Origin of the sequence: Burkholderia sp. AU30198 (genome assembly GCF_020419825.1) — a bacterium.
Taxonomy (GTDB): Bacteria; Pseudomonadota; Gammaproteobacteria; order Burkholderiales; family Burkholderiaceae; genus Burkholderia.
On record NZ_JAIZSA010000023.1, the window covers coordinates 12,020 to 25,161 of the forward strand.

The 13,142-nt window shown below is 67.6% G+C and carries 10 protein-coding genes; 5 read left to right on the top strand and 5 right to left on the bottom strand.

Going from position 1 to position 13,142, the window contains the following annotated elements:
• Positions 1–143: 143 nt before the first annotated feature.
• Both pdxY and LGN19_RS34315 read left to right on the top strand, forming a co-directional pair.
• Entirely contained in the window at positions 144–1,004 is an 861-nt protein-coding gene (gene pdxY, locus LGN19_RS34310) for a pyridoxal kinase PdxY (RefSeq protein WP_041492785.1), read from the top strand.
• A gap of 274 nt (positions 1,005–1,278) precedes the next feature.
• The gene (locus tag LGN19_RS34315; protein ID WP_226219694.1) at positions 1,279–3,423 is read left to right on the top strand and encodes a phosphocholine-specific phospholipase C; all 2,145 of its coding nucleotides are present in this window, start codon (positions 1,279–1,281) and stop codon (positions 3,421–3,423) included.
• Positions 3,424–3,428: 5 nt separating this feature from the next.
• Here LGN19_RS34315 and LGN19_RS34320 read toward each other — a convergent pair whose 3' ends face one another.
• Positions 3,429–3,821 (bottom strand): hypothetical protein, encoded by a 393-nt coding sequence (locus LGN19_RS34320; RefSeq protein ID WP_226219695.1) that lies wholly within the window; start codon positions 3,819–3,821, stop codon positions 3,429–3,431.
• A gap of 229 nt (positions 3,822–4,050) precedes the next feature.
• Here LGN19_RS34320 and LGN19_RS34325 point away from each other — a divergent pair, with 229 nt between their 5' ends.
• Positions 4,051–5,199, top strand: coding sequence for a branched-chain amino acid ABC transporter substrate-binding protein (locus LGN19_RS34325; protein ID WP_226219696.1), 1,149 nt, complete (start codon positions 4,051–4,053; stop codon positions 5,197–5,199).
• A 138-nt stretch (positions 5,200–5,337) separates the two neighbouring features.
• Here LGN19_RS34325 and LGN19_RS34330 read toward each other — a convergent pair whose 3' ends face one another.
• On the bottom strand, positions 5,338–6,099 hold the full coding sequence (locus LGN19_RS34330; protein ID WP_089450172.1) for a FadR/GntR family transcriptional regulator: 762 nt from the start codon (positions 6,097–6,099) through the stop codon (positions 5,338–5,340).
• A gap of 358 nt (positions 6,100–6,457) precedes the next feature.
• Between LGN19_RS34330 and gudD the strand changes: the two genes are divergently transcribed.
• Positions 6,458–7,810, top strand: coding sequence for a glucarate dehydratase (gudD, locus tag LGN19_RS34335; protein WP_089450171.1), 1,353 nt, complete (start codon positions 6,458–6,460; stop codon positions 7,808–7,810).
• Between the two features lie 268 nt (positions 7,811–8,078).
• Here the strand turns inward: gudD and LGN19_RS34340 are convergent, their stop codons facing one another.
• The 3 genes from LGN19_RS34340 to LGN19_RS34350 all read right to left on the bottom strand — a co-directional run bounded on the left by LGN19_RS34340 (position 8,079) and on the right by LGN19_RS34350 (position 10,691).
• The gene (locus LGN19_RS34340; protein ID WP_226219697.1) at positions 8,079–8,543 is read right to left on the bottom strand and encodes a DUF2214 family protein; all 465 of its coding nucleotides are present in this window, start codon (positions 8,541–8,543) and stop codon (positions 8,079–8,081) included.
• A gap of 39 nt (positions 8,544–8,582) precedes the next feature.
• Positions 8,583–9,389 (bottom strand): hypothetical protein, encoded by an 807-nt coding sequence (locus LGN19_RS34345; protein ID WP_226219698.1) that lies wholly within the window; start codon positions 9,387–9,389, stop codon positions 8,583–8,585.
• 237 nt (positions 9,390–9,626) lie between these two features.
• The gene (locus LGN19_RS34350; protein WP_226219699.1) at positions 9,627–10,691 is read right to left on the bottom strand and encodes a glycosyltransferase family 4 protein; all 1,065 of its coding nucleotides are present in this window, start codon (positions 10,689–10,691) and stop codon (positions 9,627–9,629) included.
• A 563-nt stretch (positions 10,692–11,254) separates the two neighbouring features.
• Here LGN19_RS34350 and LGN19_RS34355 point away from each other — a divergent pair.
• Entirely contained in the window at positions 11,255–13,084 is a 1,830-nt protein-coding gene (locus LGN19_RS34355) for an ABC transporter ATP-binding protein (RefSeq protein WP_226219700.1), read from the top strand.
• The last annotated feature ends 58 nt before the right edge of the window (positions 13,085–13,142 follow it).

Sequence of the window (13,142 nt, forward strand, 5' to 3'; positions counted from 1 at the left end):
GCAGCCAGGCCGCCTCGCGCCCCGCGATTCTACGCGGTCGTGCTGACGACGGCGCGCAACACTCCGGGGCTGCGCGACTTCCGCGCACGCGACGAACTCGGGTATCGTGTGACGTGACCCTGAAACGCGTGCAGGCGATTCCCATGAAAAACGTCCTCAGCATTCAGTCGCACGTCATCTACGGCCATGCCGGCAACAGTGCGGCCGTGTTTCCGATGCAGCGCCTCGGCATCAACGTCTGGCCGCTCAATACCGTCCAGTTGTCGAATCACATGCAGTACGGCCACTGGGCCGGCAGCGCGATCGATGCCGCGAAGATGGAGCAGCTCGTCGACGGCATCGCCGCGATCGGCGCACTCAAGCGCTGCGACGCCGTGCTGTCCGGCTTCCTCGGCTCGCCGCCGCAGGCGCGTGCAGCCGTCGAAATCGTCCGCTCGGTGAAGGCGATGAACCCGAACGCGTGGTACTTCTGCGATCCGGCGATGGGCCAGACGGGCGGCATCCGGCCCGAGCCCGGCGTCGAGGAGTTCATGGTCCAGGAGATGCCGGCGCTCGCGGACGGCATGTCGCCGAACCACACCGAACTGCAGAAACTCGCCGGGCGGCGCATCGAAACCGTCGCCGAAGCCGTCGAAGCCTGCCGCGCGCTGATCCGCCGCGGCCCGCAGATCATCCTCGTCAAGCACCTGCACGACCGCAACAGCCCGGCCGATCGTTTCAACATGCTCGCCGTCACCGAAACCGAAGCGTGGATCGGCCAGCGCCCGCTGTACGCGTTTCCACGCCATCCGGTCGGCGTCGGCGACCTGACCAGCGCGATCTTCGTCGCCTGCCGGCTGCGCGGCGACTCCGTGCGCGCCGCGTTCGAGCACACGCTCGCCGCCGTGCACGCGGTCGTGAAGGCCACCTACGATGCGCGCCGCTACGAGCTCGAACTCGTCGCCGCGCAGGACGAAATCGCGCGCCCGAGCGAATGGTTCGGCGCGTGGGTGACGGACGCCTGACGCGCCGGCATCTCGCTCCGCTTCGCCGGCGCGCGTCCCGCGCCGCTTTCCCGCCCGCCCCTGCGTCGCCACGACCGCTGGCGACAGGCACGTCGACGCTGCTTCGAAATCGCTTCCGTGCGAACGCAAACGTTTTCGGACTTCATATGAATGACACCGATTCCTCGCTATGCTCGCGGCGGCACAACCCGGCGCAGCCGCATCCTGCGACCCGGGCGCGCCCTTCCAGCAGGTCCCGCCAATCGGCTCCCTCCTTTACCGCACGATAACGACCATGACTCGATCGAACCGTCGTGACTTCCTGCGCGTCGCTGCCGGCACCGCCGGCGCCGCCGCGCTGAACCTGTTTCCGCCCGTGATTCGCGATGCGCTTGCGATTCCCGCGAACCGCCGCACCGGCACCCTCCGCGATATCGAACACATCGTGATCCTGATGCAGGAGAACCGCTCGTTCGACCACTACTTCGGCACGATGCGCGGTGTCCGCGGCTTCGGTGACCCGCGCCCGCTGCGCCTCGCGAACGGCAAGTCGGTGTTCCACCAGCCGGTCGGCCCGGCCGAACTGCTGCCGTTCCATCCGGGCGCGGACAAGCTCGGCCTGCAGTTCCTGCAGGACCTGCCGCACGGCTGGCAGGACATGCACGCGGCCTGGAACAAAGGCCGCTATGACCAGTGGGTGCCGAACAAGGGCACCACGACAATGGCGTACCTGAAGCGCGACGACATCCCGTTCCACTACCAGCTCGCCGACGCGTTCACGATCTGCGACGCGTACCACTGCGCGATCCCGAGCTCGACCGATCCGAACCGCTACTACATGTGGACGGGCTACGTCGGCAACGACGGCACGGGCGGCGGCCCGGTGCTCGGCAACGAGGAAAAGGGTTACGGCTGGACGACCTATCCGGAAGTGCTCGAACAGGCCGGCGTGTCGTGGAAGATCTACCAGGACGTCGGCACCGGGCTCGACGCGAACGGCTCGTGGGGCTGGACGCAGAACCCGTACATCGGCAACTACGGCGACAACTCGCTGCTCTACTTCAACCAGTACCGCAGCGCGCTGCCCGGCACGCCGCTTTACGACAAGGCGCGCACCGGCACCAACATCAGCGCTGGCGGCACGCTGTTCGACATCCTGCAGCAGGACGTGAAGAACGGCACGCTGCCGCAAGTGTCGTGGATCTGTGCGCCGGAAGCGTATTCCGAGCATCCGAACTGGCCGGCGAACTACGGCGCGTGGTACATCGAGCAGGTACTGAAGGCGCTCGTGTCGAATCCGGACGTGTGGAGCAAGACGGCGCTGTTCATCACCTACGACGAGAACGACGGCTTCTTCGATCACGTGCCGCCGCCGTTCGCACCGCAGTCGCGCGACAACGGGCTGTCGACGGTCGCGACGACCAACGAGGTATTCCCCGGCGACGCGTCGCACATGGCCGGCCCGTACGGACTCGGGCCGCGCGTGCCGATGCTGGTCGTGTCGCCGTGGACCAAGGGCGGCTGGGTCTGCTCGCAGACCTTCGATCACACGTCGCTGCTGCAATTCATCGAGGCGCGTTTCGGCGCGCAATATCCGGTCAAGGCCGGCAACGTGTCGCCGTGGCGTCGCACGGTGTGCGGCGACCTGACCGCCGCGTTCGATTTCGCGACGGCCGACGCCGGCTGGCCGACGCTGCCGGACACGAGCGGCTACGCGCCGACCGACCGCCTGCGCCACCCCGACTACATCCCCGTGCCGCCGGTCCTGCAGAAGCTGCCAAAACAGGAGGCCGGGCTGCGGCCGGCGCGCGCGCTGCCGTACGAGCTGTTCGTGCATGGCCGCATCGACGCACCCAACGGCCCGTTCCGGCTGACCTTCGCGAACACCGGCCAGGCAGGCGCCGCGTTCCAGGTCCAGTCGCGCAATCGACTCGACGGCCCGTGGGCGTACACGGTCGAAGCCGGCAAGCGCGTCGCCGACACCTGGAGCGCCGCCGCGTCGCTCGGCCTGTACGACCTCGACGTGTACGGCCCGAACGGCTTCTACTGCCACTTCCGCGGCCCGTTCGCGACCGGCATCGGCAACGCGAGCGTGAACCCCGAGGTGATCTACGGCTACGACGTCGCGAACGGCAACATCACGCTGCGCCTGATGAACCGCGGCCACAAGGCCGTGCGGCTCAAGGTCACGAACGCGTATGGCCACGGCCGCGCGCGCACGTTCGACCTCGCGCCGGGCCAGCAGATCGACGACTACTGGGATCTGCGCGGCAGCCACGGCTGGTACGACCTGACCGTCAGCGACGGCCGGCTGCTCGGCTTCCTGCGCCGCTTCGCGGGCCACGTCGAGACGGGCCGTCCGAGCGCCAGCGATCCGCTGATCCGCACGCACGCATCGCACGACGATGCCGAAGCCGCATCGGACGTGCTGTCCGACTGACGGCGTCACGTGCGCGGCGCGGCCCCGGCGGGCCGCGCCGCGTTCCTGCCCCTCGCTTTCCTCGCTTTCCTCGCTTTCCTCGCTTTCTCGCTTTCCTCGCTTTCCTCGCTCTCCCCGCTCTCCCCGCTCTCCCCGCTCTCCCCGCTCTCCCCGCTCTCCCCGCTCTCCTCGCTCTCCTCGCTCTCCTCGCTCTCCTCGCTCTCCTCGCTCTCCTCGCTCTCCTCGCTCTCCTCGCTCTCCTCGCTCTCCTCGCTCTCCTCGCTCTCCTCGCTCTCCTCGCTCTCCTCGCTCTCTCCGCTCTCTCCGCTCTCTCCGCTCTCCCTCCTCTCCGCCCACTCCGTTCGCGACGGGAAACTCCCGATACCGGCCGCCCCCACACGCGCGGAAGCTATGCGCAAATCCGCACCGAATGCGCGGCAAATTGCCAAGACCCGGGCATATCGGCGACCTATATATCGAGGCGGTCGGGGCTCTTCACGGAGCCTGACGGGAGATGCTTCCGAGGATCACGATGCCGACCTCCCCGCCCGATTCCGAGAAGCGGTTGAACCGCCCGCCCGTCGCACGCGTCCGGCCCGCCCGGGCGTGTGCGGTACTCACTCGCAGGTGTCGAACAAGAGGAACAACATGAAATTCCGTCATTCCCTGCTGTCGGTGTCGATTGCATCCGCGCTTGCCCTCCTCTCGCAACAGGCCGCCCAGGCCGCCGATGCGACCGACGTGAAGGTCGGTTTCGCCGCGCCGCTCACGGGCGTGAACGCCGGCTACGGCAAGGATCTGCAGAACGGCGTGCAGCTTGCGCTCGACGATGCCGCCGCGCAGAAGGTGCAGATCGCCGGCAAGCCCGCTCACTTCAACCTCGTCGTGCAGGACGACCAGGCCGACCCGCGCATCGGCGTGCAGGCCGCACAGGCGCTCGTCGACCAGAACGTGTCGGTCGTGGTCGGCCACTTCAACTCGGGGACGACGATTCCGGCCTCGGTCGTCTACGACAAAGCCGGCATCCCGGTGATCGATCCGGCCGCGACCAATCCGACGCTCACGGCGCGCGGGCTCGCGAACATGTTCATGGTGATCGCGACCGACGGCCAGAACGCCGGCAACGCGGGCAAGTACGCGGTCGACGTGACGAAAGCGAAGCGCATCGCGATCATCGACGATCGCACCGCGTTCGGCCAGGGCGAGGCCGACGAGTTCGAGAAGGCCGTGAAGGCCGCCGGCGGGAACATCATCGGCCGCGAGTTCACCAGCAACCAGGCAGTCGACTTCCGCGCGCAGATCACGAGCCTGAAGGGCAAGAACCCCGACCTGATCTTCTTCGGCGGGCTCGATTCGCTCGCCGCGAACTTCATCAAGCAGATGCGCCAGCTCGGGCTGAATGCGCAGTTCGTCGGCGGCGGCGGCGTGAAGGACAACGAGTTCATCAAGATCGCGGGCCCGGCCGCCGAAGGCGCGATGGCGTGGGAATACGGCCGGCCGCTCGACGAGCTGCCGCAAGGGAAGGATTTCGAACAGCGCTTCAAGAAGCGCTTCGGCGTCGACGTGCTGTCGTATGCGCAGTTCGGCTACGACGCGGCCTGGGCGGCGATCAAGGCGATGCAGGCGGCCAGCTCGACCGACCCGAAGGTCTATCGCCCGGCGCTGAAGAAGATCGACTTCGAAGGCGTCACCGGCCGCATCTCGTTCGCGAACGACGGATCGCTGAAGAGCGGGATGTCGACGCTGTACCAGGTGAAGAGCGGCGCGTGGAAGACGATCACGACGAAGGGAGGCTGATCGGCGGTGCCGGCGGCTGGCGGCGGAAAAGCCGCCTGGCCCCGGCGATCGATGACGCGAGCGTCGATCTTGTATGACAACTGATGTTGACGCGATTCGACCGGGCCGGCGGCAACGCGAGCCGCACCGCCCGGCGCGTCAGCTGGCCTGCGTGTCGCGCTCGGCTTCGGCCGCCTCGTGCGCGCGGCGCAGCCGCTCGCGGCTGTTGGTGAGGTGCGTGCGCATCGCGGCGCGGGCCGCCTCCGGATCGTGGCGCGCGATCGCCTCGTAGATATCCTCGTGCTCGTGGTTCAGCCGGCCGACATACCGTTCGAGATCGTCGCCGGCGAAGCGGGCCGAATTCACGCGCGTGCGCGGGATGATCGACGTGCCGAGCTGCGTCATGATGTCGACGAAATAGCGGTTGCCGGTGGATTGCGCGATCTGCAGGTGGAACTGGAAATCGAGCTGCGCCGTGTCGCGTCCGCCGCCCGCCCCCGTCGCGATCGCGTCGAGCGCGCGCCGCAGCGCGGCGAGGTCGGTATCGTTCGCGCGCTGCGCGGCGAGGCTCGCGCATTCGCTCTCGAGACTGATGCGCAACTCCAGCACCGCGAGCACGTCGCGCAGCGTCGTGATCGTCGCCGGGTCGATGCCGAGCGTCTGGCGGCGCGACGGCTCCAGCACGAAGCTGCCGATGCCGTGGCGCGTCTCGACGAGGCCGCTTGCCTGCATCCGCGAAATCGCCTCGCGCACGACCGTGCGGCTCACGCCCTGCGCCGCCATGACTTCGGTTTCGGTCGGCAGCTTGTCGCCGGGACGCAGCGTGCCGTTTTCGATCTGCGCGGTCAGCGCGTCGACGACATCTTGTGCGAGGCTGCGTGCGCGACGGCGCGGCGCTGCGGGAAGCGTAGGCACGGACATGAGGCCGGTTCCTTTTTGAATGATCGTAATGTGAGCCGAGGGTTTACGCGGGGTTTGAGCGAAAGCCGATGATTCATTATACTGCGTCACAAGTCATCCGACGACTGATGATCGAAACACGGATCTCCTGTCGACTCAAGCGAGCATTCCAGCGCCGCCTGGTCCCATGCCTTACGATCAGCCAGCGTTCGCGTTCTGCGCTCCGCTGGTCGGGTTGTCGCTCCCACCCCGTTTCGGGTTGCGTCGACCTGCGGGGCTTGCGTGCCGCGCATGTCGGTTGTCGAATGATCGCACCTCCCGCCGCGCGCGGCAAAGCTTTTGCCGCACGGCATTGCCCACTCTTTCGCCATCGCCGCCCATGAACGCCGTCACTGCCTCGCCCTCCCACGACACGCCGCGCATCGTCGACCTGCAAGCGATTCCGGTCGCCGGCCACGACAGCATGCTGCTCAACCTGAGCGGCGCACACGGCCCGTTCTTCACCCGCAACCTCGTGATCCTGAAGGACAGCGCGGGCCGGACTGGCGTCGGCGAAGTGCCCGGCGGCGAAAGCATCCGCCGCACGCTCGACGATGCGCGCGCGCTCGTCGTCGGCCAGCCGGTCGGCAATTACCACGCGGTGCTCAACGACGTGCGGCGCACTTTCGCCGACCGCGACGCGAGCGGCCGCGGGCTGCAGACCTTCGACCTGCGCACGACGATCCACGCGGTCACCGCGCTCGAAGCCGCGCTGCTCGACCTGCTCGGCCAGCATCTCGGCGTGCCGGTCGCCGCGCTGCTCGGCGAAGGCCAGCAGCGCGAGCGTGTCGAAATGCTCGGCTATCTGTTCTACATCGGCGATCGCACGAAGACCGCGCTCCCCTATCGCGACGGCCGAGGCGCGACCGACGACTGGACGCGCGTGCGCGACGAAGCCGCGCTGACGCCCGAGGCGGTCGTGCGGCTCGCCGAGGCCGCGCACGCACGCTACGGCTTCAACGATTTCAAGCTGAAGGGCGGCGTATTCGAAGGCGCGAGCGAGATCGAGGCGGTGACGGCGCTCGCCGAGCGCTTCCCCGACGCGCGCGTGACGCTCGACCCGAACGGCGCGTGGTCGCTCGACGAGGCCGTTCGGCTGTGCCGCGACCAGCATCACGTGCTCGCGTACGCGGAAGATCCGTGCGGCGCGGAGAACGGCTATTCGGGCCGCGAGGTGATGGCCGAATTCCGCCGCGCGACGGGGCTGCCGACGGCCACCAACATGATTGCGACCGACTGGCGGCAAATGGGTCACGCGGTGCAGTTGCAAGCGGTCGACATCCCGCTCGCCGATCCGCACTTCTGGACGATGCAGGGTTCGGTGCGGGTCGCGCAGATGTGCCGCGACTGGGGCCTCACGTGGGGCTCGCATTCGAACAACCACTTCGACGTGTCGCTCGCGATGTTCACGCATGTCGCGGCCGCCGCGCCGGGCCAAGTCACCGCGATCGACACGCACTGGATCTGGCAGGACGGCGAGCGGCTGACGCGCGAACCGCTGAAGATCGAGAACGGGATGGTGGACGTGCCGAAGCGGCCGGGGCTCGGCATCGAGATCGACATGGATGCCGTTGCGGTCGCGCACGAGCTGTACCAGCAGCACGGGCTCGGTGCCCGCGACGACGCGGCAGCGATGCAATACCTGATTCCGGGGTGGACCTTCAACAACAAGCGCCCCTGCCTCGCGCGCTGAGCGCGGGAGTGACCGGGCGGCAGGATCGCCCGGTCGAGCCGGAATCGAGAGAACTCGAGAGAAGCGATGCGGCCTGCTGCCGGTCTGAGGGATGCCAGGAGGAAGACGCTGCGCGCGTCGAACGGGATCCGTATGAGGGTGGCGGTAGCGATGGCGGGCTTGGCCGGCCTCGCCCAGGCCGTATCTCTCAGGCCGCGCCTACCCGGCCATGCCTAGCTGGCCTCAACTACCCGGCCATGCCTAGCCGGCCGCACCTACCCGGCCATACCTAGCCGGCCGCCCCAATCCCCCGCGCCATCCCCGACGCGGCGAACACGATGACGATCACGAGCACCGCCTGCCAATGGCCGATCCGCACATAGGTGCGCGCACGGCCGAGATCGGGCATCTGCTGCTGCCGCGCGGCGACGCGCCACCGGATCAACCCGAGCATCGGCACGACCTCGAGCAGCAGGATCAGCACGAGCGCGGTCATCTTCAGATGAAAGAGCGGTTCGTGCAGGTAGTACGCGGCGCCTTTCTCGAAACCGCCGAACGCGCGCATCAGGCCCGTCACGATCAGCACCAGCGCCGATAGCCCCCACGCAGCATCCGCCTTGAAGACGCCAGGCAAGTCGGCCGCCTGCGCCGACGCGATGAGCCGACGCAGCGCGCGGTTGCGCCCCGCGATCGCGGCGAATGCGACGCCGAACGCACTCAGGTGAACGGCAGCCAGCATCCAACGGACGATCATCACGCCTCCTTGTCGCCCGCACGCCGTGCGCGGGACTTGTCAGACGATCTGCTTGAGCGCGGCGTCGAGCGCGAGCACCGCGACGCGGTCGCCTTCGGTCGCGAGCGGCGCGCGCATGACGATCTGCCGGTTATGGCCGACGGCCGCCGGCGAATCCCACAGCAGTTCGACCTTCGGTCGATTGAACAGGCTGCCGCGACGCGGCGGCACGGCGGCCGGCTGCCCGTCCGTCGCCCCATCGCCCGCGGCAGGCGCTGCCCGGCCGGGCCAGCGCACCGACAGTTCGCGCGCATCGTACTGGCCGACCTTGCGGCTTTCCATCCAGACGATCGCGGTGCGCGTCAGCACGTCGAGCGAAATCGCATAACGGCCGACCGCGAAGCGGCGGGCGGCCACGTTGGTCCGCCACAGCGGCCGCGGACGGCAGATCCAGACGATCGCCGCATAAAGCGCCGGTGCGGCGACGAGCCAGCCATTGGTCGCCGTCACCGCATGCAGCGCGAGGCGCCAGCCGTCCACCCAGACGAACATGCCGATCGACCAGATGGCAAACAGGAAACCGATCAGCGCGAACACGCGCAGCGCCTGCCGCAGCCACTGTGGCAGCGGATGGAACGGCCGTTCGGCGCGCGCGACGGCGCCCGGCAGCGCGAGCAGCAGGAAGATCAGCAGGAGGTAGACGAACGCCCAGGGCGACGACACCATCGCCGACAGCGACGAGCGATAGCCCATCTGGGACATCGAGAACAGCCAGCGCGCGAGCAGCACGAGACCGATCGCACGCAACGCGAAGATCACACCGGCGCCGGGGGCCGGCGCTGCGCGCGTGGATTTCGTTCTCGCCAAGACTGCTCTCCTCTGGATATTCGTGCGGGGCCGGATTTCACGGCACGGCCATTATAGGGACATTACCGTCTGGACAGACGGCCGGATGGCATGCCGGGCCGCTTCGGGGGCCGTTCGCGGCGTCGGGCGCGGCGAGAATACAACAGATCCGCGCCGCGGATGTGACAACGCCCCGCCGGGAACCCGGACGGGGCGTCGATGGCAAGCCGCGCGCCGCAGCGCGGCGGCGGCCCGCAATCAGCCTGCGTTGACTTCGCGCAGCACCGTGCGGCGCTTCTGGCGCAGCAGTTCCTCGTAGCCCTTCACGTAGTTCTGCGCCATCACCTTCGACGAGAAGCGGGCTTCGAACGCAGCGCGAACCTTCTCGCGCGGCAGCGTATCGAGGCGCTTGAGCGCTGCGACGGCCGACAGTTCGTCTTCGACGACGAAGCCAGACACGCCGTTGTCGATCACTTCCGGCACCGAGCCGCGCTTGAACGCGATCACCGGCGTGCCGCAAGCCATCGCCTCGATCATCACCAGGCCGAAGGGCTCCGGCCAGTCGATCGGGAACAGCAGCGCGTGCGCGTTGCCCAGGAATTCGATCTTTTCGGACTCGCTGATTTCACCGATGTACTCGACGTGCGGCAGCGCGAACAGCGGCTTGATCTTCTCTTCGTAGTACGCGCGGTCAGCCTTGTCGAGCTTCGCCGCGATCTTGATCGGCAGGCCAGCCTGCTCGGCGATGCGGATCGCCGTGTCGACGCGCTTCTCCGGCGAGATGCGGCCCAGGAACGCGAGGTAGCTCGGCTTCACGTTCGGGATCGGCGTCAGCAGGTTTTCCGGCAGGCCGTGATAGACGGTCGACAGCCAGTTCGCCTGCTGCAGCGGGATGCGCTGGTTGTCGGAGATCGACACGACCGGCACGTCGCTGAACGCGTTGAAGATCGGCTGCAGTTCCGGCAGGTCGAGACGGCCGTGCATCGTCGTCAGATGCGGAACCGGCTGTCGCGAGAACAGCGAGAACGGGTAGTAGTCGATGTGGCAGTGCAGGACATCGAACTCTTCCGCGCGGCGGCGCACCTGCTCGAGGAGCAGCATGTGCGGGGCCATCACGTCGCGGATCGTCGGGTCGAGGCGCAGCGCCTGCGGCCAGCATGCTTCGAGCTTCGCGGAAGTCTGCGAATCGCCGCTCGCGAACAGCGTGACGTCATGCCCCATCTCGACGAGTGCTTCGGTGAGGTAGGACACCACTCGCTCGGTACCACCGTACAGTTTCGGGGGCACCGCTTCATGCAACGGAGCGATTTGGGCGATTCGCATGCGTAACTCCTAAAAAATCGGCTAAAAACCAGGTATGGGTCGGCAACCTGCCGGCGATCCGGGCTGGATGCATTTCGTCCGAAGATCGGACGAATCAGCCTGCCGGGGGCGTCGAACCCGCGCTGCTCAAGGAGCGTCGGCGACGCGACAGGCATAGAACGTTTGAAACGAAGACCCGTTGACAGGGGTTCGTAAAAAACCTGGAATCGAACCCGGAGCCGATTATCTAGGGTTAATCCTGATACGGCGCACAACATTTCAAACACTTTACTTTGTTACAAAGGCGCAACACTTTGCAACCCGCGGACTTGGGTGTCCGTTCTAGAGTGGAAGGCCCTTTTGGCGTTCCTTGCACCCGTGACTGCCGGCAGCGTGATTCCGGCACATGAGGCAGGACGGGATGCCGGATTTTATCTCAAAATCGATCGCGAGCCCCTGGCCAAGGCAAGATTCGCGCAGCGCGACACGCGGCCTTGTTTACAATGCCGGATTATTCAGTCCGGGCGAACGCCGGCCTGCGATCCCGCCGCCACGCTCAATCACCGAATCACCGCACGCATATTTTGGAATCTCTCACCCCTGCCCAGCGCAACGCCCACAACGCGAAGCTGTCGAGCTACGCGCATCGACCGATCGCGTTCCTGTTCCGCTACATCCGCCTGCATCCCGTCGCCCACCTGATCGTGCTCTGCAGCGTGCTGGCCGCCGTCGGCTGTGCACTCGGCTCGCAATACGCGATCAAGCACCTGATCGACGTGCTGGCGACCGGGCGCCATCACCCCGGCCCGCTGTGGAGCGCGTTCGCGCTGCTCGTCGGGCTGATCGCCGCCGACAACCTGCTGTGGCGCGTCGGCGGCTGGTTCGCCGCGCACACGTTCGTCGCGGTCACCGGCGACCTGCGGCGTGACCTGTTCCAGTACCTGATCGGCCATTCGCCCACCTACTACGCCGAAAAGCAGCCCGGCACGCTCGCGAGCCGCATCACGGCCACGTCGAACGCGGTCTACACGTCGGAGAACACGATGGCGTGGAACGTGCTGCCGCCGTGTATCGCGGTGATGGGCGCGATCCTGATGATCATCGTCGTCAATCCGCTGATGGCCGCCGGCCTGCTCGGCTGTTCGGCCGTGCTGTCCGTCATCCTGTTCAAGCTCGCCGGGCGCGGCTCGGCCCGCCACCATGCGTTCGCGGCGAAGGCCGCGGCGGTCGACGGCGAGCTCGTCGACGTGATCGGCAACATGGGCCTCGTGCGTGCGTTCGGGATGACGCTGCGCGAACAGAAACGCTTCGGCGCAACGGTCAAGGCCGAGATGGATGCACGCCAGCAGAGCCTGCTCTATCTCGAAAAGCTGCGCCTGCTGCACGCGGTGATCACCGCGATGCTGTCGGCCGGCCTGCTCGGCTGGGCGCTGTGGCTGTGGGACCAGGGCCGCGCGACGTCGGGCGACATCGTGCTCGTCAGCTCGCTCGGCTTCACGATCCTGCACGGCACGCGCGATCTCGCGGTCGCGCTGGTCGACGTCACGCAGCACATCGCGCGCCTGTCGGAAGCCGTCAAGACGCTGCTCGAGCCGCACGGGATGCCGGATCGCTCCGATGCGCAGCCGCTGTCGGCCAAGGGCGGCCGCGTCGACTTCGAACGCGTGACGTTCGCGTATCCGCACCGCCGCGCGATCCTCGACCACTTCGACCTCCATATCGAGCCCGGCCAGCGCGTCGGCCTGATCGGCAAGTCGGGCGCCGGCAAGTCGACCGTGCTCGCGCTGCTGCAGCGCTTCTACGACACGCAGGACGGCGTCGTGCAGGTCGACGGCCAGGACGTGAAGACGATCACGCAGGACAGCCTGCGCCAGGCGATCGCGCTCGTGCCGCAGGACATCTCGCTGCTGCACCGGACGATCTACGACAACATCGCGTACGGCCGCCCCGAGGCGACCCGCGACGAAGTGCTCGCGGCCGCGCGCGACGCGCGCTGCGCGGAATTCATCGAAGCGATGCCGGAAGGCTATGACACGATCGTCGGCGACCGCGGCGTCAAGCTGTCGGGCGGCCAGCGCCAGCGCATCGCGATCGCGCGCGCGATCCTGAAGGACGCACCGATCCTGCTGCTCGACGAAGCGACGTCCGCGCTCGACAGTGCCTCCGAGGAAGCGATCCAGAGCGCGCTCGACCGCCTGATGGTCGGCCGCACGGTGATCGCGATCGCGCACCGTCTGTCGACGCTGCGCAACTTCGACCGGATCATCGTGATGAACAACGGCAAGGTGATCGACGACGGCCCGCCCGACGTGCTGCGCAACCGCCCCGGCCTGTACCGCGACCTGCTCGCGAAACAGCACGGCCGCCATCACACCCCCGACGGCAGCACGCCGCCCGGCGAACGCGTGGCCTGACGCACCGGCCGTGGCCGACAAAAAAAGCCGCCGTGCTTCGCGCACGGCGGCTTTTTTC

Coding starts and splice junctions, on each gene's coding strand:
- LGN19_RS34325 (WP_226219696.1), top strand. CDS start 4,051: ATGAAATTCCGTCATTCCCTGCTGTCGGTGTCGATTGCATCCGCGCTT.
- LGN19_RS34315 (WP_226219694.1), top strand. CDS start 1,279: ATGACTCGATCGAACCGTCGTGACTTCCTGCGCGTCGCTGCCGGCACC.
- LGN19_RS34330 (WP_089450172.1), bottom strand. CDS start 6,099: ATGTCCGTGCCTACGCTTCCCGCAGCGCCGCGCCGTCGCGCACGCAGC.
- LGN19_RS34350 (WP_226219699.1), bottom strand. CDS start 10,691: ATGCGAATCGCCCAAATCGCTCCGTTGCATGAAGCGGTGCCCCCGAAA.
- pdxY (WP_041492785.1), top strand. CDS start 144: ATGAAAAACGTCCTCAGCATTCAGTCGCACGTCATCTACGGCCATGCC.
- LGN19_RS34340 (WP_226219697.1), bottom strand. CDS start 8,543: ATGATCGTCCGTTGGATGCTGGCTGCCGTTCACCTGAGTGCGTTCGGC.
- gudD (WP_089450171.1), top strand. CDS start 6,458: ATGAACGCCGTCACTGCCTCGCCCTCCCACGACACGCCGCGCATCGTC.